The sequence below is a fragment of the Enterococcus sp. DIV0170 genome (genome assembly GCF_051710765.1).
Classification (GTDB): Bacteria; Bacillota; Bacilli; order Lactobacillales; family Enterococcaceae; genus Enterococcus_A; species Enterococcus_A raffinosus.
On record NZ_JBIOLG010000001.1, the window covers coordinates 2,912,617 to 2,934,198 of the forward strand.

Annotated in this window: 22 protein-coding genes; 3 read left to right on the plus strand and 19 right to left on the minus strand. The window is 41.3% G+C overall.

Annotated elements, in window-relative coordinates:
* Positions 1–97: 97 nt before the first annotated feature.
* The 13 genes from IGI50_RS14040 to IGI50_RS14100 all read right to left on the minus strand — a co-directional run bounded on the left by IGI50_RS14040 (position 98) and on the right by IGI50_RS14100 (position 14,590).
* Positions 98–1,555 (minus strand): helix-turn-helix domain-containing protein, encoded by a 1,458-nt coding sequence (locus tag IGI50_RS14040; RefSeq protein WP_438777360.1) that lies wholly within the window; start codon positions 1,553–1,555, stop codon positions 98–100.
* A gap of 51 nt (positions 1,556–1,606) precedes the next feature.
* A complete protein-coding gene (locus IGI50_RS14045; RefSeq protein ID WP_371085610.1) occupies positions 1,607–2,305 on the minus strand; it encodes an LrgB family protein in 699 nt (232 codons plus the stop codon).
* Positions 2,286–2,714, minus strand: a complete 429-nt coding sequence (locus IGI50_RS14050; RefSeq protein WP_010745294.1) for a CidA/LrgA family protein — start codon at positions 2,712–2,714, stop codon at positions 2,286–2,288. The genes IGI50_RS14045 and IGI50_RS14050 overlap by 20 nt, the downstream gene beginning before the upstream one ends.
* A gap of 770 nt (positions 2,715–3,484) precedes the next feature.
* Positions 3,485–3,913, minus strand: coding sequence for a peptide-methionine (R)-S-oxide reductase MsrB (gene msrB / locus IGI50_RS14055; protein ID WP_010745293.1), 429 nt, complete (start codon positions 3,911–3,913; stop codon positions 3,485–3,487).
* Positions 3,914–4,068: 155 nt separating this feature from the next.
* Entirely contained in the window at positions 4,069–4,626 is a 558-nt protein-coding gene (locus IGI50_RS14060; RefSeq protein WP_438777361.1) for a Maf family protein, read from the minus strand.
* A gap of 15 nt (positions 4,627–4,641) precedes the next feature.
* Positions 4,642–6,642, minus strand: a complete 2,001-nt coding sequence (gene mutL / locus IGI50_RS14065) for a DNA mismatch repair endonuclease MutL (protein WP_438777362.1) — start codon at positions 6,640–6,642, stop codon at positions 4,642–4,644.
* A 21-nt stretch (positions 6,643–6,663) separates the two neighbouring features.
* Complete coding sequence (gene mutS, locus IGI50_RS14070) at positions 6,664–9,219, minus strand: DNA mismatch repair protein MutS (RefSeq protein WP_438777363.1); 2,556 nt, start codon at positions 9,217–9,219, stop codon at positions 6,664–6,666.
* Positions 9,219–9,605, minus strand: coding sequence for a YlbF family regulator (locus IGI50_RS14075; protein ID WP_010745289.1), 387 nt, complete (start codon positions 9,603–9,605; stop codon positions 9,219–9,221). Before IGI50_RS14075 ends, mutS begins: the two co-directional genes overlap by 1 nt.
* Positions 9,606–9,620: 15 nt before the next feature.
* A complete protein-coding gene (locus tag IGI50_RS14080; RefSeq protein WP_010745288.1) occupies positions 9,621–10,415 on the minus strand; it encodes a TIGR00282 family metallophosphoesterase in 795 nt (264 codons plus the stop codon).
* A gap of 132 nt (positions 10,416–10,547) precedes the next feature.
* Positions 10,548–11,624, minus strand: coding sequence for a hypothetical protein (locus tag IGI50_RS14085; RefSeq protein WP_438777364.1), 1,077 nt, complete (start codon positions 11,622–11,624; stop codon positions 10,548–10,550).
* Positions 11,617–12,735, minus strand: coding sequence for a DUF4352 domain-containing protein (locus tag IGI50_RS14090; RefSeq protein ID WP_438777365.1), 1,119 nt, complete (start codon positions 12,733–12,735; stop codon positions 11,617–11,619). The genes IGI50_RS14085 and IGI50_RS14090 overlap by 8 nt, the downstream gene beginning before the upstream one ends.
* A gap of 421 nt (positions 12,736–13,156) precedes the next feature.
* Positions 13,157–13,936: a Cof-type HAD-IIB family hydrolase gene (locus IGI50_RS14095; RefSeq protein ID WP_010745285.1), complete on the minus strand. Its 780-nt coding sequence runs from the start codon at positions 13,934–13,936 to the stop codon at positions 13,157–13,159.
* Positions 13,937–13,951: 15 nt separating this feature from the next.
* The gene (locus IGI50_RS14100) at positions 13,952–14,590 is read right to left on the minus strand and encodes a DNA alkylation repair protein (protein WP_438777366.1); all 639 of its coding nucleotides are present in this window, start codon (positions 14,588–14,590) and stop codon (positions 13,952–13,954) included.
* Between the two features lie 361 nt (positions 14,591–14,951).
* Here IGI50_RS14100 and rpsD point away from each other — a divergent pair, with 361 nt between their 5' ends.
* Positions 14,952–15,563 carry a 30S ribosomal protein S4 gene (gene rpsD / locus IGI50_RS14105; RefSeq protein ID WP_010745283.1) on the plus strand — a complete coding sequence of 204 codons (612 nt, stop codon included), beginning with the start codon at positions 14,952–14,954 and terminating at the stop codon, positions 15,561–15,563.
* Positions 15,564–15,678: 115 nt separating this feature from the next.
* On the plus strand, positions 15,679–15,915 hold the full coding sequence (locus tag IGI50_RS14110) for a DUF3592 domain-containing protein (protein ID WP_438777367.1): 237 nt from the start codon (positions 15,679–15,681) through the stop codon (positions 15,913–15,915).
* Between the two features lie 89 nt (positions 15,916–16,004).
* Here IGI50_RS14110 and IGI50_RS14115 read toward each other — a convergent pair whose 3' ends face one another.
* The 3 genes from IGI50_RS14115 to IGI50_RS14125 are packed head-to-tail and all read right to left on the minus strand — an operon-like array spanning position 16,005 to position 17,173.
* Positions 16,005–16,538: a helix-turn-helix domain-containing protein gene (locus tag IGI50_RS14115; protein ID WP_438777368.1), complete on the minus strand. Its 534-nt coding sequence runs from the start codon at positions 16,536–16,538 to the stop codon at positions 16,005–16,007.
* Positions 16,539–16,576: 38 nt separating this feature from the next.
* The gene (locus tag IGI50_RS14120; RefSeq protein WP_438777369.1) at positions 16,577–16,960 is read right to left on the minus strand and encodes a hypothetical protein; all 384 of its coding nucleotides are present in this window, start codon (positions 16,958–16,960) and stop codon (positions 16,577–16,579) included.
* Positions 16,961–16,963: 3 nt separating this feature from the next.
* Positions 16,964–17,173 carry a helix-turn-helix transcriptional regulator gene (locus IGI50_RS14125; protein ID WP_028020024.1) on the minus strand — a complete coding sequence of 70 codons (210 nt, stop codon included), beginning with the start codon at positions 17,171–17,173 and terminating at the stop codon, positions 16,964–16,966.
* Between the two features lie 181 nt (positions 17,174–17,354).
* Here IGI50_RS14125 and IGI50_RS14130 point away from each other — a divergent pair, with 181 nt between their 5' ends.
* A complete protein-coding gene (locus IGI50_RS14130; protein WP_438777370.1) occupies positions 17,355–18,266 on the plus strand; it encodes a DUF975 family protein in 912 nt (303 codons plus the stop codon).
* Between the two features lie 36 nt (positions 18,267–18,302).
* On the opposite strand, the gene IGI50_RS14135 is transcribed toward IGI50_RS14130, so the two are convergent.
* The 3 genes from IGI50_RS14135 to IGI50_RS14145 all read right to left on the minus strand — a co-directional run bounded on the left by IGI50_RS14135 (position 18,303) and on the right by IGI50_RS14145 (position 21,337).
* Positions 18,303–19,007 (minus strand): TVP38/TMEM64 family protein, encoded by a 705-nt coding sequence (locus IGI50_RS14135; RefSeq protein ID WP_438777371.1) that lies wholly within the window; start codon positions 19,005–19,007, stop codon positions 18,303–18,305.
* On the minus strand, positions 19,007–19,933 hold the full coding sequence (locus tag IGI50_RS14140; protein WP_438777372.1) for a rhodanese-like domain-containing protein: 927 nt from the start codon (positions 19,931–19,933) through the stop codon (positions 19,007–19,009). The genes IGI50_RS14135 and IGI50_RS14140 overlap by 1 nt, the downstream gene beginning before the upstream one ends.
* 375 nt (positions 19,934–20,308) lie before the next feature.
* Entirely contained in the window at positions 20,309–21,337 is a 1,029-nt protein-coding gene (locus IGI50_RS14145) for a hypothetical protein (protein ID WP_438777373.1), read from the minus strand.
* Between the last annotated feature and the right edge of the window lie 245 nt (positions 21,338–21,582).

The window sequence follows — 21,582 nt, forward strand, 5'->3', positions numbered from 1 at the left end:
GATTTATCCCCTATCCTTTCAACATAATTGAAAGGTTCGAAGGAAATCTAGAATTTCTGCACATATGTTCTCATTATTTTAGCACAAAAAGCGGCGGTTAAAAACTCTTACCGCCGAATCCTTGCAATAACTGTAGTAATGAGAAATAATCCTTCATTCGCAATTCTTGAGTAATCGCCAGTGTCGGTATTTCCTCTTCAAAAAGCAGACTGGTTGTTAAACATAAATCACAATTTTCTAATGATTCTGCAAAAACGACTTGAAAATCATTGGCCAAAAACCGCCGCAAGTCTTCTTTTAAAATGGTTTCTTCAAATTCCGGCAGATCGGTCTGTAAGAAGATTCGAACAACAGGGTGGATCGTCAATTCCGGTAAACGACGCAAGACAGAAAGATAACGACCAAACAGAATAGATTCACTGCCACCTTGGTCCGCTAAAATTTCCGTTACAAAGGCGACAAGCTGCGGCTGCTGTTTGGTGATATTCGTCCAAAAGGCCTTTCCATTGATGTTAAAGCGAATCATTGGAAATAATCGATGGTAAAGATGCCCACTGATCAAATAATTTTCGGCTTGCAGTGCCTGAAAATTTTTCCAAGTAACTGAATCATTGATTTTCTTTTCCAACTGACGATACATCGCGTCAATCTCGGCCATTACATAAAAAGGCGCCTTGGCTAATAACTGATGGATCTTTTCCGTAATCGCTGGAACATGATAGTATTCCTCCCGTGTGAGTAAATGCAAAAACAAGTTACCCATGGCTTTTTCATTTTGGAAATAGGTAGGCATACTTGGCTTTATTTGGTAATAAAACTCCTTGAAAAGCGCGTCAGTCTTCAAAGCTTCCTGACTGTCCGAATGTTTTTCTAAGGAATGCTTTTGCACCTCTCGCAGCAGATGAGCTGCGACCAAATATTCCAACCGCTGCCTTTTGATCGGATTCAAGGACACCTGAAAAAATTGTTGAATAACAGTGCTGATAGTGCTCACTAATTCATGCTGCAATGGTGCAAATGGCCAGTCCTTTCCGCGGAACAAACGCCAATAATAAACGGATAAATACATTCGCACGACCGATTCTGGTGCGCGAAAAAGCACCTCTCCTCGATCAATGGCTATATCCAGCGGTGCAAGCTCCTTACGCAGATTCTTCACCTTACGACGAATGGTGGACTCGCTGCGATACAGCTTTTCGCTCAGCTCCTTGATCGTTCGTGCTTTTCCAGCAATCAATAAGTGCAATATACGATAGGACAAGGAATGACGAATCAAATCTACTAAAAATTGATTTTGTTCCATCGTTTGATCCGCAATCAACAAGCGATACTGATTGCCTGTTCTTTCAAATAGCGGCAACTCTGTTTCAGTGAATCGATGATAGTTCTTACTCAACTCTTCCAATAATCGTTGAACGCTGCGACTGTCTAAACCGACTGACTCAGCCAGATCGTTCTTTTTATGCGTGTTTCCATCATTCAACAGCTCCAGTAAACGGACACCAAAATAAATCTCTTTTTCGTAATTTTGTAAATCCAGCGCATTTATGTACATAAAAAAACCCCTTCACACTCTATTTTAGCAAAAGAGCGCAAGGAGCAGGTACTAAAGACCTTCAAACAAACGAAACAACAGCGGCAGCAGCGCCACCGTTACTAAGCCATTAACACAAATGCATAAACCAGCTAAAATTCCTTCCAATTCGCCAATCTCAATGGCTCGGCCTGTCCCGATCGCATGGGAGGTACTTCCTAAAGCAATCCCCTTTGCCACAGGGCTTTGGATATTGAAAAGCTGGAAGACCTTTGTTCCTACCAAAGCACCAAAAATACCCGTAGATACAACAATCGCTAATGTTACTGGCGAAATCCCTCCCATCTGACTGGAAAGATCCACGGAAATTGCGGTCGTCACCGATTTTGGCAGCAAGGAAACAATTATTCCCTGCTTTAACGAAAACAGACGACCGATCCCGACGCTCAATAAGCAGTTAAGAACAACACCTACCAGCGTTCCTAAAATTACTGGCAGAAAATATTTCTTCAATTTGTCGAAATTTTGATACAGCGGCAAGGCCAACGCTACTGTCGCTGGTGTGATCATCATCGTGAATAAATTCCCTCCCATATTGTACGCCTTGTAGCTGATCCCGCTTAGCTTTAGTAAAACAATAATGAGAACAACACTTGCGATCAAGGGATTGATAAAAGGAATGTTAACTTTGCTCAACAGCTTCTCCATCAGGATATAAATCAGCAAGGTTAAGGCTAATCCGAAAAGCGGGTTATTCGCCAGCGCTGAGATCATCTGCTTCACCTCGCATTTTTTCAACTTTTTCAATGAGACGTGTCTTTTCATCACTGCTTCTTAGAGTGATTTTTTCGACAAATTCCGCTGTTTTCCCAACCGCTACTAAAGAAACGAGGGAACAAACCACCACTGCCCCAAGCAAAATCGGCCAAGTATATTTGATCGCCCCATAATATTGCATTAAACCGACACCAGCCGGCACAAATAAAATCGTCAAATGATTCAATAAAAAGTTCGCTGTATCCTCAATCGCCGTTGGTTTCAAAAGTTTGGTCTGGAAAGAAAGAAATAACAGTAAGATCCCGATAATACTTCCCGGCACGGGTAAATGAAAAAACATTCTTACGCCTTCTCCAATCACGGAATAGAGTAATAACAAACTTAACTCTTTAAACATTTTCATCGCTATCGCCTTTTCTAAAAATAAGATAGTTCTAGTATAGCGAATAAAAGGATGCGTCTTCTCCAAGTTTTGTTAGAATTTTATACATTTTCTGAAAATCATTTTTCTAAACACTGTGAAAAGCAGAACTCGCAGCTACTTCCTTTTGGTGAAGCCTTTTTCTTTTGGGAAAAGGCACCTTATTTTCACTTCGCATACGATTCTGCTAGACAGTCCGAGCCATTGATTGAGGCATTTTTTAAAAATTTATTTTTGAACTGATTAAACTGCGAAAAGTAGAACTCGCAGCTACTTCCTTTTGGTGAAGCCTTTTTCTTTTGGAAAAGGCACCTTATTTTCACTTCGCATACGATTCTGCTAGACAGTCCGAGCCATTGATTGAGGCATTTTTTAAAAATTTATTTTTGAACTGATTAAACTGCGAAAAGCAGAACTCGCAGCTACTTCCTTTTGGTGAAGCCTTTTTCTTTTGGAAAAGGCACCTTATTTTCACTTCGCATACGATTCTGCTAGACAGTCCGAGCCATTGATTGAGGCATTTTTTTAAAATTTATTTTTGAACTGATTAAACTGCGAAAAGCAGAACTCGCAGCTACTTCCTTTTGGTGAAGCCTTTTTCTTTTGGAAAAGGCACCTTATTTTCACTTCGCATACGATTCTGCTAGACAACTCTAGCCATTGATTGATATCTTTTTAGAAATTTCTTTTTGAACTGATTAAACTGCGAAAAGCAGAACTCGCAAAAAAGATGTACCTTGGTTGGGTACATCTTAGTTTACGAGCTCTTTGTATTGACTATAGCCTGCTTCGTCCATCTCTTCAAACGGAATAAAGCGTAATGCCGCGGAATTAATGCAGTAGCGTAAACCGCCTTGATCCTGTGGACCATCATTGAATACATGTCCGAGGTGAGAATCCGCTTCTTTGCTGCGTACTTCTACTCGGTGCATGCCATGAGAAAAATCAGCTTTCTCAGCCACTCCACGTTTTTCGATTGGACGGCTAAAGGCTGGCCATCCACAGCCGGCATCATACTTGTCGCTAGAAGAGAATAAAGGTTCACCACTAACAACATCAACATAAATACCTTTTTTATAAAAATCATCGTATTTGCCAGAAAATGGACGTTCTGTGGCATTTTCCTGTGTCACTGCATATTCCATTGGCGAGAGCTTCTTTTTCAATTCTTCTTGTTCCATTATTTTCCCCTCTTTCACGAATCCTTTGAATAGGCTGAGCATACACCCGCTGAAAAAAAGATACGAAGAATATGCTCAGCTCTTAAGGAATTCGCAGTCTCTGCTCTTGGCAAAAAAACAACACTAAGCAAAGGCTCAGTGTTGTTAGCTAATTCTTAATAGTCAAAATTTTTCAGCATTTGATTGACCGCGCCAACTGGAAAACCGACGATGCTGTAATAATCTCCTTCGATTCTTTCAACGAAGACGCCTGCGCCGTTTTGGATACCATAAGCACCGGCCTTATCCTTGTAGTCATCGCTATCGAGATAACGATTGATTTCTTCCTCTGTCAAAAGGTAAAACGTTACTTTAGCGGAAGTCAATTTTTCTTCCACTTGGTCCCCTTTGCGAATGACTACAGAAGTATAGACTAAGTGGCTGCCGCCACTCATACTGTTTAACATGCCAAAGGCTTCTTCGCGACTTTTGGGCTTTCCTAAGATCTGTTCACCCAATACCACTACCGTATCACTGGCGATCACTAATGCTTCTGAGTGTTCGTCCGCAACGACCTTCGCCTTTTGTCGAGCCATTTCCATTACATAGTCGATGGGGGCATATTGATCTTTGACCTCTTCGTCGATGTCCGCAGGCTGAACACTGAAATCATCAATCAACCAACGCAATAATTCTTGACGCCTAGGTGACTGTGAAGCTAATATAACTGTCATCTTTCGCACTCCTAACTAGTGTGGATCTTGAATTCGTTTAAACATCCGTTCCATATCACCATTGTTAAAATGGATCAATACAGGACGACCATGGGGACAATTAAAAGGATTTTCACATTGAGCCAAATCCGCCAGCAAAACTCGTGCTTGCGCTTCATTCAAGTGATGATTAGCCTTGATGGATCGCTTGCAACTCATCATGATCGCAGTCGCTTCACGGAATTTTTTGACACTGACCGAACCGGTGATTAATAGCATATCGATCATCTCTCGGATAATACTTTCTTCCTGTCCCGCGGGATACCAGGTAGGGTGTGCTCGTACAATAAAACTATTCGGGCCAAACTCCTCTAAGTAAATACCAACCTCCTGCAAAAGTTCCGTCTGCTCCTTCAGTTTGATGGCGTCATTGTTGGGATAGTCCAATACAAAGGGAACTAACAGTTCCTGCAGATCATCTGAAACATCGCCGATTTTTTCACGGAAATACTCATATTTGATTCGCTCCTGTGCCGCATGCTGATCGATGATGTACAAGCCGTCTTTGCTTTGAGCGAACAAATACGTTCCATGCATTTGTCCAAAATATTCCAGCATCGGAAAACGTTCCTTCGGCTGCTCCTGCTCTAATTTCGTAATCGCTTGTTCAATCACCTTTTCACCGGATTGCGTACTCAAATCGAACTCTGGATGATCGGCACTCACTGTTTCTTCGCAGCTTTCTTCTTCAACTGATGGTGGCTCTTCCACAAGCGGTTCAGATGTTTCTTCCACGATTGCTGCCTTCTCTGGCTCTGTTTCCAGAGGTACGGACATCGTCTTCTCCACGACTTCTTCCTTCAAAGGTACCGGTTTTTCAATTGTTTCTGGTTGTTTAGGTTCGACATAGAAAATACCGGTCTTCGGATCGTAGTTCAAGTCGCTTTTTTTCTTTGGCTGTTCCTCTAGCGGCAGGTCCAATTGTTCGGTTTGGATTTTTTCGACTTTGCGTTTGAAGCTTGGATTTTCACCCACATCTGGAATCAAATTAATCTGGCGCAGGCTCTCCGCAATCCCTCTACTAATCAAGTCCATTAGTTCTTTTTCTTTCGATAAGCGAACTTCCTGCTTGGTTGGATGAACATTCACGTCCACCAAAAGCGGGTCCATGGTGATCTCCAGCACCGCAATTGGGTAACGGCCTACCATTAATTTTGATTGATAGCCGTTGATGATCGCCTTATTCAGAGCATAGTTCTTGATGTAACGACCATTGATGATCACGGATAAGTAATTTCGACTTGCCCGAGTTACCTCTGGCAGCGAGACGTACCCATTGAGGGTAAAATCTAAGTCCTTCGCCTCGACCTTTAGCATCTTCTTCGCTGTCGCTACCCCGTAGATACCAGCGAGCGTTTGCTTCAAGTCGCCACTGCCGCTGGTGCTTAACATCTTGTGTCCATCATGAACGAGTCGAAAGGCAATCTGAGGATGACTCAGTGCCATCCGATTCACAATGTCACCAATATTCGAAAGCTCGGTTTGAAGTGTCTTAACATATTTTAACCGAGCCGGCGTATTGAAAAACAGGTTTTCTACGGTGATCTTTGTCCCCGTTCGTAATGAAGTAGGACGCTGCTCTTCAATTTTGCCACCCTTCAAGAACAGATAAGACCCTTGTGCCTCATCAGCAGTCGCTGTCTCCAAGGTCATTTCAGAAACAGAGGCAATTGAGGGCAGGGCTTCTCCACGGAACCCCAATGTTCGAATGCGGAACAGGTCATCCCGATTATGGATTTTGCTGGTGGCGTGTCGTTTAAACGCATTTTCCACATCGTCTTGACTGATGCCTTCACCATTATCCACGATCTGAATTTTTTTCAGTCCGGCTTCTTCGATTAGAATATCGATTTGGGTCGCCTTCGCATCAATAGCATTTTCGACTAATTCCTTAACGACCGAGGCTGGACGTTCGACAACCTCTCCGGCCGCGATCTGATTGGCTAAGCGTTCGGATAATTCTTGGATTTTCCCCATCGTATCCGTCCTTTCTTCGTGTTAAATCCGTTTTTGTAATTCGTATAGGAAGTTTAATGCCTCCATTGGATTCATTTCAAGTAAATTGGCTTTCTTTATACTATCCACAACTCCTAATTCAGCAGTGGATACTTCGTTGAACAAAGAGAGTTGCTCCGTTTCTTCAACGACTTCCGTATTTTTCTGTATCGGCGTATCGGCTTCCAAAGCGGATAAAATCGTTGCCGCACGGGAAAGCAAGTCGGTAGGCATACCAGCGATTTTGGCTACGTGAATCCCGTAGCTTTTATCAGCGGGACCATCCATTAATTTGTGCAGGAAGACAACTTCGCCGTTCTGCTCTACAGCACCCACGTGCACATTTTTTAGCTGCGGCAAGGTTTCTTCTAAGACTGTCAATTCATGATAGTGGGTTGAAAATAGCGTCTTGGCCTTAACATTTTTGTGGATGTATTCAATGATTGCCTGTGCTAAGGCCATTCCGTCGTAAGTTGCTGTTCCACGACCCAATTCGTCAAACAGAATCAAACTGTTTGGTGTCGCATGACGCAACGCTTGATTCGCCTCCATCATTTCCACCATGAAAGTGGATTGTCCCGCAATCAAATCATCACTAGCTCCGATTCTGGTAAAGATCTGATCGAAAATCGGCAGCTCCGCACTTTCTGCAGGGACAAAACAGCCCATTTGGGCCATGATCACCGTCAACGCTAATTGACGCATGTAGGTACTTTTCCCAGACATATTCGGTCCAGTGATCAATAGTAGCAATTCATCTGGATTCATGTGGACGCTGTTTGGGATGTATTCTTGATGCCCCAAGACCTTCTCCACAACTGGATGACGCCCTTCGTTGATCTGCAAATTATGGGTACCGACTTCCATTGATGGCTGCACGTATTGATAACGCTCGCTGACTGTTGCAAAGCTTTGCAGCACATCAGTTGCACTCAAGCTTTTCGCGAGTTTTTGCAAACGTGTAATCGCCTGTTTGACTTCATTTCGTACTTCTAGGAAAAGGTTGTATTCTAGCGCGACAGATTTTTCTTCGGCTTCCAAAATCAAGGTTTCTAGCTTCTTCAATTCCGGCGTGATAAAACGTTCCGCGTTCGCTAAGGTTTGCTTCCGCTCGTATTTGCCTTCTTCTAGATTGGCCAAGTTAGACTTCGTAATCTCGATATAGTAGCCGAACACACGGTTATAGCCCACTTTTAAGGTCTTGATCCCTGTTGCTTCACGCTCGCGGGCTTCCAGTTCTGCCAGCCAAGTTTTGCCGTTTTTCATGGCTTCCCGGTATTGATCCAGTTGTTCGTTGTACCCGTCTTTGATGACATTTCCTTCAGTGATTTGCAGCGGTGCATCATCGGTGATCGCTTTTTCAATCAAATTGACCAGATCATCCATAGGCTCCATATCCACCAGCAGGTCGTTCCATTCTCCCTGATTGATCCCAGTCAGCAATTGGCGAATCTGCGGCACCTGCATCAACGAGGTCTTCAATTGAATCAAATCACGTCCATTGACGCTCCCAAAAGCAACCCGACCAGCCAAGCGCTCCAAGTCATACACTTTCGTCAGGGATTCATTCAGATCCATCCGTTCAAAATACGCGTTCAATAAAGAAGAAACCATCGCTTGACGAGCATTGATTTGGCGTTTTTGAATCAATGGACGATCAATCCATTGCTTCAGTAAACGTCCGCCCATTGCGGTCTTCGTTTCATCTAAGAGCCACAGCAAGGTTCCTTGTTTTTTCCCTGTTCGGATCGAACGAGTCAATTCCAAGTTGGTTTTAGAGAAATAATCCAGCTTCAGAAAATGCTCCGGCTGATATTCCTCAGCTTTTTGAATATGTCCTAAGCTGCGTTTTTGTGTGACAGATAGATACGTCAACAGCTTGCCGGTCGCTTCTTTTTCTAGCTCATCGGTGATGTCCGCGGTTAAAAAGCTGAATTCAGCATTGTCTTCGATCGTTTCCTGCTGTGAAAAGACGAGGCCTAGGCGTTCCGCCAAATTTTTCTGCAACGCTTCTGGAATCTCGCTGCCTAAAACAATCTCTTTCGTTTGCAGAGCTGTCGCTTCATTCATTACCGCTTCTTCATCGTGTAACAATGCAGTTTTTAACTCCCCTGTCGAAAGATCGACATAAGCAAACCCAAATTTATCTTTAACTTGTGTGACTGCGGTCAAAAAGTTATTGGCTTTGGCTTCGATGCCCTTGCCTTCCATCAACGTTCCAGGTGTGATCAACTGGACGACTTCTCTTTTAACCATCCCTTTAGCTTGTTTGGGATCTTCCATTTGCTCACAAATGGCTACTTTATAGCCTTGTTCAACCAAGGTATCAATGTACCCTTGAGCTGAATGGTGGGGGACTCCGCACATAGGAATCGGATCCTCCGCATTCCGATTTCGGCTGGTTAATGTAAGCTCCAATAGCTGTGAAACCTTGATCGCATCCTCATTAAAGAGCTCGTAAAAATCTCCCAAACGGTAAAATAGAAATGCGTCTTTATATTGTTCCTTGATCGCCAAATATTGTTCCATCATCGGCGTATTTTTCGTTTTTTGAGGCATTATTGCGCTCCCTCCTCTGTTGCTTCATCTGCTTCTATCGCTGCATTGACCTCTTTTTGGATCATATTGGTCAAGTGCTGCAGCAGGTCGTTTGCTTCAAATAGCTGTTCGCGGTATGCGATGACTAATGGATGCTGATCAAATTCTTTAGTCAGACGATCCGCTTCCTTCAATGCTTCTCGTTCTGCTTCGGGTTTGCCGTAGTGGGCAAACTGTACCGCATCTTTTTGTGCAGCTTTGATGCCTTCTTCTAATTCCTGAAGTGTGTCGTTTTCTTCTACTCGTTTTTTCAGCTGTTGAAAACGGATAATTATTTCATTTTCCCCTAATAATGCGGTTAAATGAGATAAAGCCGCTTCAACGGCGGCTTCATTTGCTAGATTCATTTTATCCCTCTGCTTCTATTCTCTAAATGGACGATCCTCGTTGATTAAAACTGTTTCAATCTTTTGCCCGTGACCGTTCTTATCAATGTCGATCACGCAAGCCGACAACACTGTTCGACCTTCTTCGATCACTTCAAAACGATGCGGCAGTGCGGTTAAAAATTTTTCAATGATCGGTTCTTTCTTCATTCCTAAAATACCATCGTAAGGTCCAGTCATTCCAACATCTGTCAGATAAGCTGTTCCCTTAGGTAAAATTCGTGCATCATTGGTTTGAACATGGGTGTGGGTGCCCACAACTGCCGAAACACGGCCATCTGCGAACCAGCCCATCGCCTGTTTTTCACTCGTTGTTTCTCCATGGAAATCCACAAAAATGTAAGGCGTACGCTTCTGTGCTTCAGTGATCAACTGATCCGCGATACGAAAAGGATCGTCTAAATCTGTCATGAATGAACGTCCCTGCAGGTTGATGATCGCAAGCTCTAGGTCGTTCACCTTCACATATAGATGACCCTTCCCTGGTGCACCTTCTGGAAAGTTCGCAGGTCGTATCATTTTCTTCGCGTCAGTTATAAATTCAAAAATTGCTTTGTTGTCCCATGTATGGTTCCCCATCGTTACAACATCAACACCATCTTGCAAAAATTTCTTATAGATTTTTTCCGTAATTCCGCGACCAGCTGCCGCATTCTCGCCATTGACGATCGTCAACTGTGGATGGTATTTCTTCTTCAATCGCGGTAAATAATCGCTCAGCATTTGCCGACCTAACGAACCAACAACATCCCCAATGAATAATAAGCGCACTTTTTTTCCCCTTCTCTAGTTAAGCATCTTGTCTTATTATAGTTGTTTTTGCTTGAAAATAAAAGATTCCATTCAACTTGCTGAAGGCAATTAAAAAACTGCAGGCAGTCATTCACCCGCAGTTTCTACTTTTTAAACAACCTCGGCGGCGCCATCCTTATCCCAATGCGCCTTTTGTTCATTTTCCGAGTGATAACTTTTCACATGCTCCCATTTCTCAGGGTCTTGCTGGTAGGTGTTAAAATCCAGTTCATCGATCAGCCATTTTTTCTGTTCTTCCTCATAAACAAGGCTTGCAATCGCATTTTGTCTATCTGAAAACAGCGCTTCATCGATTCCGACTTCCTCCACCAATTGCATCGAACGTTTAAGATCAATGTACAAATCCAATTGAACCTTCGTTTGGCCGTTGTTTACCGAGATCGAATCACAATCAATCTTGATGTTCTGAAACTGCTGATCGAAGCTCTTTAAGTAGGGCTTCAACTGATCAAAGCCCGTCTTCATCTCTTCCTTATGCTCCTTGGAGGCTATTAGTTGTGAGACGTTCAGACCGTCACGAATCCCTTGATTAAAGGAATCAAAATAGTTGACCGCTGAGGCTAGCAAATGTTTTTGAAAGGCTTGATTGCCTTCATACAAGCTATTTTCTTTAACCGTCAACCGCTGATCCTCTGAATTCAGGTCGATCGTTTCCTTGGCTTCTTTTGCACCAAATTTTGGATGTGCCATTTCATAGACTACATCGTATTCGCCTGGCAAGAAAGGGCCGAAGGTATATTTATTCCAGTCTTCCACATAGTCACCGGAGACTTCTTGGCCTTGAATGGATGCTCTAAGCTCTGTGCCCTTAGGCAATTCAATGACAAGAAAACGAGCCGTTGGATAGATCTGAGCCGGCTTTCTAAAGGAAGAGCCTTCTTCAATCGTGAAATTCCCTTCCTTTTTCAGCAGCTTCACAACCTGTTCTTTTTTCATCTTCTTTACCTGCTGATAAAAGATGGTTCGTGCATTTTTTGAAATCTTTTTTTTGTTGGAATAGCTGGGCATGTATTGTTTTACTGTCTCAGTATCCTTTTCAATAAGTGCCGTTGCAAGACGCTCCACCGTTGCCTCTTCACTGTTTCTATAACTGGAGTAGCTGATGAAACCAAAAACAGTTACGGCTATTATGGCAATAACTGCCAGCGTTCCAGTCTTTCTATTCATCAAGCCCGCCTCTAAAGGCCGCTTTCATTGATTTAAAATAGTAATTCCGGCTTTCATTCGCTGAGTTGATTTCCCACTTGCCGTCTTTTTTCTCAAGCTTCACTTGGTAGCCTTCACCGTTCATATTGTCATCAGTATTGATCGGTGCTTCATTGATTTTCGCTGGTAATTCCTGCAGCAAATATTTTTCAGCATCGCGACGAACACTAGTATAGTCTGTATATTTCCCTTCATTTTCCTCTACGAATTTATCCGTAATAGATTCTGTATCAACATCATCTAAAAATACCATTTCCGGACGAACGTAAATCACCGCGGATTCAGGGAAGAATTCCTTAAAGCTATAGGTCACTTTGCCTTTTTCCGCATTTGTCTGCTGGATCTGTGTAATGACTTTGTCCAGTTCCGCTGTTGATGGCTCATAATCAGAGAATTCATCTTTCAAACTATTGATGCTCTCTTCTTTGAAGGTTTTTCTTTCTGCGTCCACATCGTTAGCCAATTCAAGTTTTCCAGCAGCTTTCTTCTCTTCCTCTTTCACTTCATCAGAACCATAAAAGACTTTTGTGATATACTGCCCTGTCAAGGCCTGAACAGCTTTTGTATCATCACTGTATTTCTTTGTGTTCAGCTTAAGCTCAACACCCTCATCTTTGTCTTCATCTGAATAATACATTGGTTTATAGTGCAGCTCATATTCCGCATCTTTTTTTACTTCAAAAACTAGCGGCTCCGTAAAACTCTTATCTTCAGACAGACTTTCACTACTCATTACTTTAAAGTTATCATTCGAGTCATAAACATGCTCCGAAGAAACTTTTTTCCCATCTTCATCATACAAAGCAAAATCAGTAGAGGAAACATCTAATTTGTCCTTAGATTTGTTTTTGACTTTGATATCCAATGCCAAAAAGCCCGTTTCATCATCAACCTTTTCCCCATCAGGGATGATGTAACTGCCGCCTTCGACACTCAATTCAACCTTAGAAGATTGTGCTGTATTTTCCTTTTTATCTTCTTTTTTCGACTCACCGCCGCCTGAACAAGCAGTCAATGTTAGTAACAAGCTGCTCAGTAAAACCAATCCGCTAAAAACCCTAAACTTTTTCATGCGTACTCCTCCTAAATACCCTATTTAATAAGCACATAAAAAAACACTTATTATCTATATGATAAACGGAAAATAGCGTCTTCGTCAACACCGTTAAAGAAATTAACAACAAGTCGATAGAATTTAAAAAAACAAACAAAATTAATAAAGCAAAATGTTGAAATAGAATCTTATAATATTTAATTCTATTTAATTTGTCATTTTCTCCTTCGGTTTCTTTCAATCAACGAAACATTTCCTGCTTAGTTTCTTAATTGTGTCGTTCTCATTTTTAGAAAATTGGTTTTTTATCTGAATTTTATTTTTTTTAGGAACAAAATACTCAAAGGCTTCAATAATTGACTAATGACTGGTCGCTCGATTAAAAAGCACGTAAAAAACGAACTGAGAGTCCTCCCCCAGTTCGTTTAATCACTACTTATTAATGAACCAATTCTAATTGGCGTAAAGCTTTGTAAATACCATCTTGATCGTTTGTATCAGTCACGAGATTGGCTGCTTCTTTGACGTGAGTTGCCGCATTGCCCATCGCAACCCCTGTTCCTGCCAAGTTCAACATTTCAATGTCATTATTGCCATCGCCGAAAGTAACGATGTTTTCTGGTTTAATCCCGACTTTTTTCGCTAAAGCCAAAATCGTTTGCGCTTTTGAGCCAGGATTTGGAATAATATCGACACTGTTCTCATGCCAACGGACCAAACGAAATTCTGGAAAGGCCGCTTGGAATTCTTCATCCATTGACTGATCATAAAAGGCACAGCCTTGATAGACCTCATGTTTAGAGAAATAATCTTCTTCATATTCTGGTGCTTGCTGTCCAAAAGAATTCATTGCATTGCTTACTTTTGACGCGTCAAAATCCGTCACACGTCCAAAGGAATCTAGACCGAAAAGCATGATGTCGACTTCACGTGCACTTGCGAATTCAATCATCCGAGTCAGGGCTTCGCGATCAAGCGTATGCTTATAGACTTGTTCATGATCTAAAAAACCAGCCGATCCGTTACAGATGATATAATTCGAACAACCTAATTGATGAATCACATCACCAGCCAACAAGCGGGAACGTCCCGTCGCAATAGTCACTAAGTGTCCAGCTTCACGTAATGCCTTCAACGCCTTCATCGTGCTGTCCAAGGGTTTTCTTTGGCTGCTCAACAAGGTCCCGTCAATGTCTAGTGCGATTAATTTTCTTTCCAAAATTTATCTCTCCATTTATATGTATTTGCTGCCCTCACGTAGGGCTAACTTACTTAATGAATGCTGCTGCATAAAATTTCTTACCCAATCAGGATTCACTTTACTATAATCTCGCAATGCCCAGCCGATCGCCTTCTGGATAAAAAACTCCTCGGTCGTCAAATCTGCTAAGATCGCTTGCGCCAATAACTCTGTATCGGTTTGCTCTTTAAACATCAACTGTAAGTTGATCGCTACTCGCCGATACCAAAAATTTTCGTGCTGATAAAAAAACGCATAAACCCGTTTGATCTCCGTAGGATGCGCCAAAACCCACGTAGAAAATACTTTGCGCCAGGCGTCAATACTGTCCCACCAAGTTTTTTCCCCTAACAAAGGAAGCAATGCTGCCAAATCATCTAGCGAAAAACGTTTGATGTTCTTTTGAGCCAAATCAATTGCATAATATTGATACTCTCGCTCTTCTTTGTAGAAATTGCGAAAAATCTCCTCTAACAGCTCTGGCATCGGCAGAGTCAGGCTTTCCTTTAAATAAGGACGTTCCAGCAATGCACGCTGTGGTTTTTTGACGCCGCAAAAAGGAAAAAGGTTTTTCATATAACGAGTCATTGGTCCAATATTTTCAATTTGATGCGGAAAAATCAAAGGTTCCATCTTTTCCTCCTTCATTGTAGAGAAGTTTCAGAGAATTTGCAAAATGTTATTCCGTAATTCTCCGTCAATATTTTCACTGACTTTGAAAGAAAGTAATCGTTTTTTGCCAGCACCCAACAATTAACACATTTTTTTCAAAAAAGCAACAGCTGAACTTGACTCAAGCCACGTTTTTCAGTTATACTGACCTTTGTGTAAAATAATGCAGCAGAAGAATAATAGCCCGTCCCCAGTTCGTTGCCAGCATTGGTTCAATTGTGTAACCGCGGCTGCGAAGGTGAAGATTGAAGAACGAACTACACGGATATGAATTTTTCAACGGATTATTTTACTCCAAAACAATTTATTGGAGGAATTTTTAATGTCTCGTTATACAGGACCATCATGGAAACAATCTCGTCGTCTTGGTATCTCATTATCAGGAACAGGTAAAGAATTAGCACGTCGTCCATACGCTCCAGGTCAACATGGACCAAACAGCCGTGGAAAGAAATCTGAATACGGCTTGCAAATGTCAGAAAAACAAAAATTACGTTTCATCTACGGATTAAACGAACGTCAATTCCGTAACTTATTCGTACGCGCTAGCAAAATCAAAGAAGGTAAACACGGTGTTAACTTCATGATCTTACTAGAACGTCGTCTAGATAACGTGGTTTACCGTCTAGGTTTGGCTTCAACTCGTCGTCAAGCTCGTCAATTAGTTAACCACGGTCACGTAACTGTCGATGGCAAACGTGTTGACATCGCTTCATACGAAGTAGAAGTTGGCCAAGTTGTCGGTATCCGTGAAAAATCTAAAAACATGGTTACAGTAAAAGAAGCAGTTGAATCAGCTGTTGGTCGTCCTGCTTTCGTAAGCTTCGACGATGAAAAATTAGAAGGTTCATTGTCTCGTTTACCAGAACGTGATGAAATCAACCCAGAAATCGACGAATCATTAGTCGTTGAATTCTACAACAAATTAATGTAAGACTTCTTACAGACACCCAAATCCTTTTTCATGGATTTGGGTGTTTTTTTGTTTTCAAATTCGATACGTCACAACGCAAGCTAAGGTGTATCATTTACTTACGGAGGGAACAAAAATGAAAAAAGCAGAAACTGTCGAAACACTTGCTACTATCGAAGAAGTTGTTACCGTAGCTCCCCAAAAAGTTGTCATCGGAAACGCAAAATTTGCGATTGTCTCTTATGTGGTGGATGGATTTAAACACATTTATAAAAGAAGTATTACCGTCCTCCCATTAAGTTATCAAGTTGGTGATACCATAAAAATCAGATACGATAAAAATGATCCTACCAAAATCAAACGAATCAGATAGGCGATTTAGATCATTTTCTGAGTATCTTTCATGCACCAAAACACCCGCAGTTCTAAGCAGAAAACCGCGGGTGTAGCTGCATATATTAATTAATAATCTAACTGCTTTAAGCGCAGCTTCGCTTCTTCTTCATTAATGAACTCGATGGTATAAAGCTGCGCAATGTCTTGCTTCAAATTTTCTAATTTTGTATCTTCTTCAAAAAGGTTCATCACTCGCAAAACGGCCTGTGCCAGCACAGTTCCTGATCCTCTAGACCCCAATTGAAAGCCTAATTCAGCAGATTCAGACACTCTGCTTCCTTCGATTTCTTTCAATAATTCTCGGAAATCACCTTCAACAAAGAACTCTTCTTCCTTCTCTTTCACTTTTTGTCTTAGCTCATTGATATTCGTTACTTGATAGAGCGCGTCACTATCACGAATTGATCTCAATTCCTCTAATACCTCTGCAGGTGTGGTAGCTAATCCCTTCGCCAATAACTCAAGCGTTTCTTCTGAATAGCTGTCTGGATTCTGTTTGCTGATTCTAGCCAATTTTTGTTCCGAAAGCTCTTCTTTTTTTGAGAGCTCGCTCCTTGTTATGCTCTTCTTCTTCAAATAAATATCTAGAACATTTTTCATCACTCTTCCTCCTTCTCATCTATTAATTTTTGTTTCTACTAAAGTCGATAACGTAATCGATTTACAAATAGACACAAGGCAAAAATCCCAAGATCAACACCAAAGGATTCAAGATGGAGAGGTGCATCACCTAATTGATAAATCGATAATCCTGGAGTCACTACCAAATTGATATCCTGACCGGTTTTATTAAAGTGTACGACTCGAATAATCATCTGCACGATGTGTAAAAGTAGGATGATTCCAAAGCTCATTGCCATAGAATCAAAGGCGATTTTTCTTACCAGTTCATCATTCTTCCTAAAAATTTCTTTGACTAAAAAATATATTGAAGACCCAAGTGCATACAGAGCCAACAAACCAAAAATAAGCAATGCCCCTGCTATATAATTATTCGCACCCGATATACGGAAAAAGCCCATTCATTAATCCTTCCCTTCATCCAAATAAAAAATTTCATCAAACGGCCTGTCAAAGTAAGCCGCTATTTTCAATGAAAGCTCTAAACTAGGATTGTACTTTCCTTTTTCGATCGCGGTCATCGTTTGGCGTGAAACCCCCAGCGCCTGCGCCATTTCTTTTTGCGGGATCTTCTTTTCTTCTCTGATTTCTCGAATATGATTTACGACACTCAATTTCTTCGCTCCTAGTAAAGATATCTTTACTAAATCATAAGTCATTCTTCACCTACAGTAAAGAAATACTTGTATAGCTGGAAGAAGCTGCTAAATCTTTCATTTATCGGTTATTGACGAATATTGGCTTATCAATGATAATGATTAGATGATATTGAATGAAAAAGAAAAGGGTGGAAAAATGAAATATTGTCCCAATTGTGGTGCGGAATTACGAGCGGAAGCGAAGTTTTGTCCGGCCTGCGGATTCAATTTGGAGCAAGGAACTCCAAACGAAGACGACAGTAACGAACCTTTTGTTCAAGTACAACCAAAGGAGCACTTTGAACTAGAGCTAGAAAAAGCGGAAGGCTTAAATGTTACACGCGCTGACATTAAAAAGCATGCCCAAGAGAAATTATCCGGCAGGTATGGAGAATGGTGTAAAACGATCCTTCTCCTGATTGGTGCAAACATTGTCGCAGGTTTTATTTTCCAATTTGCTTATGTCCGCTTCTTTACCAATAGCATTTTAGGTTTCGTCAATCCTTATGGCTATTACAATTATGATTATGGCTATGGTTACAGCCGTCCGTTTTCCGGTGCTTCGACATTCTTCTGGTTTTTAGTGATGATTGCTGCGCTGATCTTAATATTTCTGATTGCTGCACTTTCTACAGCTGTTTTACAATGGTGTGCGATCCACACGCTGCGAGGCAACCGCGCAGATGGGCTACAAATTTTTGCTTATTTTATCAAAGCACAAAAGAACCGCGTCTTAAAAGCCAATATTTTAGTCGCGATCTATACTTTTCTTTGGTCGCTGTTATTCGTTATCCCAGGAATTGTAAAAAGCGCTTCTTATGCAATGACTAATTACTTACTAGAAAAAGACGACACCTTGAGCGCTTCGGATGCGATTTTGCTAAGCCGTCAAATCATGGATGGCTATAAAATGGAATTTTTGATTCTGCGCTATTCCTTCTTTTTCTGGAATTTGATCGCATTCTTCCAAGTTACAAACTTCTACATTATGCCTTATCAAAATGTCACTGAGATTCAATTCTTAGACATGCTTTATAATCACTATGTAGAAAAGCATAGTGAAGCTTAAAAAGAAACGTCAGCTAAAAATATAGCTGACGTTTCTTTATTTATTCGTTTTTGCCTGCCGGCCTTGATAAATTTGTTTGAAGACATATACCGCGATGAACAACGCGAACATACTTAGCAAACCAAACAGAATAGTTTTTGTACTGCCGGTTAGATTGCTGCCAACATACGAATAAACAACTGTCGCTGGTAATTGTCCAATTCCTGTGGCAATCAAGAACGGTATCGGCTTGATTGCCGTTAAACCTGCCGCATAGCTGACAAAATCAAAAGAGATAAATGGCAGAAGACGACAGATCAGAATGGTGTGCTTGCCATAACGATCAAAATAAGCGTCCAACGACTCTAATGAAAAATTCTTGTTCAATCGTTCCACGATATCTCGCCCTGCAATCCGCGCAATGTAGAAGCAAACGAGTGCTCCCGCCATCGCACTGGTCCAGGAAAGCAACGCGCCTTGCCACCAGCCAAAAACAGCCGCATTAGCAAACGTAATTAAGAAGGCCGGCAATGGTGCGATAATGGACTGGAACATCATCAGCAGAAATGAGATAACAACTGCCCAAACACCAAAGGAACGTAAATAGCCTACGATACTTTCCACACTCATCGAACGAAACAGCATCAACACCTGCGTGACCTTCGAGCGAACTCCTGGAACAAAGTAAAAGGCCACTACTGCTAGCAGTATAAACAGAATCAACAAGATTCTCGCAAGCTTGCGTTTATTTAGTTTAGACATTATTTTTCTACATCCTCAACTTTTGCCCAACGATAATAAGAGCCATCATAATTTTTTACTTGCTTGAAGCCGCACATGTCCATCACTAATTCCATGTAGGCTGAACGAATGCCCGCTGTACAATAAGTAACGATTTTATCCTCTTTGGCCAATCCCGCATCCTCAAAAAGCTTGGTTAAATCTTTCTTACTTTTTAATTTCCCATTGCTATTGAACAAATCAGTAAAGGGAATATGAATCGCATCAGGCAAATGTCCGCCCTTGGCTTCTCCATACAAGACGTCTCCTTCGTATTCTTTATCCTCTCGGACATCAACGATTTTGTACTCATCATAGTCCTTTTTCAACTCATCTGTTCGAATGATATGTGTTTGATCAATTGAATCAATCGTGACATCAACTGGGTCCAGTTTTGTGCTCTCGATATCCGTTTCTAATCCTGCTTTTTTTAAGGCTGCAAAGCCGCCATCAACCATTTTTACATCCTTGTAGCCGGCTGCCAATAACTCCCAAGCAATTCGGCCATCATCGCCCCAGCCTTTTTGCGCTCCAGCAAACAGTACGATTTCTTTGTCTTTTGCGATCCCTTTCTCACCTAAGCGTTTAGCTAGTTCCTTCGGTTCAAGAACCAGGCCCCATTTCTCATCTCCTGAAGCGCCTTCTTCCACCGATGCTAAATTCTGCCAGCCGATCGCTGTCGCACCTTTTACGGTTCCTTTATTGGCTTCTTCTTCACCCCGCGCATCAATCAAAATAACATCGTCTAGGTTTTTCTTCACATAATCAGCATTTACAATGTATTCTCCAGTAAATGCTTCCGTTTCCTTTTTCGCCTTGGTTGTGTCGGTTGTTTCGTCACTTCCACCACCACAAGCAGTCAATCCTAGCGTAACTAACGCCAACAGTCCAATAATTGTTTTCTTCATCTTCTTCTCCATTCATTTGTCGTTTTTTTGATCCTAATGTTCCATCCAAAATCCGGGAATCTCCTCTCTTTTGCGCAACTACTACTTTCAGTAGACGCACTAAAAGAAACATACCCCCGTATGTTCTCAAACGACTTCTTACGGTGTAGGCATTATACCTATGGTAAAAGAAGCATCGTCAGGGAGGAGAATTTTAAATTCACATTCTTAGAGACTCTAAGGCAAGGTGTTACTCATAATCACCGATGAAAATTCAAAATACTCGCTCCCCTCTCACTCAAATTTTGCCCTTAGGTAAAGTATATAAAACGCTTTATTTTTTTACAATACACCTTCCATTATTCTCACGAAAAACCAAACTATATCTTACTACATTTATTTTCGCTTCTTTTTCCCGAGTAGCTTGGCGACTCTTTGTTTCAGTTTCCGTTCATTTCTACCTTCTATAACTTGTTCTTCACTTTTGCCAAAATAGTCTTGTTTATTCTTTTGTTTTCCATCCTTTGATTTTTTCTTACTGGTATTTTTAACTCTATCCGATATTCCTACATTTCTTTCAGGAGGACGAACTGCGATCGAACTTCCTGCTAACACATTCGACTCAGGGTTCTCTCCCCTTTTTGGTGCCGAAGCATGGTTCAATCCTTTAAATTCTTCTTTATTTGAATGTACTGGGCTCTTCTTTCGCTCATTCGCTTTTTGCATCGAACTGGTTCCTTTTTGCACATTTATTTTCTGTTCGCTTTTCACAAACGCGTCCTCATCAGCTTCTGAAGGCTCCTCTTGTTCTTCCACATAATGCAGATCCGGAGCGAGCGCATCTCGGAAAACCTCAACAAATTCAGTAAATTTTCGTACGCCATTTGTCTCAAAAATGGTCAGCATTGTTAGAATTTTTAATGCACCTACTAGTTCTTCTTCGTTTCTCACGGGATGTGCATTTTTTAGGGTCCAAATATGCTTTCGGTCATTCGCCCCTTTGAAGGTAGAACGAAGAATAAACTGGTGATTAGCTAATTCATCCGCTCTCATTGAGTCTTTTTCCTTTAAATATCCCTTGCTTGCTCGTGCTTCTGCAGTAGCAGCGAGATAGTCCTGTTCATCTTTATATAAACGGTCAACGACGTTTCTCCATTCTTCTTCGTCAAAATATGCTTCGAAAAAGACACTGAAACGGCGCATCGTTGTACAAGGCACTGCCGTCAGAAATAGTTCTCTGATTAATTCATGACACATAAAAGAGAAATCCGCGACAGACAAAGCATGTCGTACAAGGAGTGCAACTGCATACTCAATAACAGACGGTACATCCTTTGTTTCGCTGTATACTTGTAATATTCTTTTTTCTAAGTTTCCCTTCATCATATTCAGAAGCTGTCTTTGGCCTAATCGTTGTGTTTGCATAATTTCCACTCCTTAATTTTTATGGTGTGTTTTAAGTCATTTCAAGTCGCACTATTTTTTATCCTTCAATTAAAAATACGCTTTCATTTTTTGTTTTCTCTAAATTTTATAAATTAAAATTACCATTAAAAAGAGTCAAAAATGTTTGAGTCCTTCAGTACTATTTTTTTACCAGAAAATCAAAAACAGCTTCTATTCAATCAGGACTTTTTACTCTGCTATAATCAAAGAAAGAATCTGAAGTC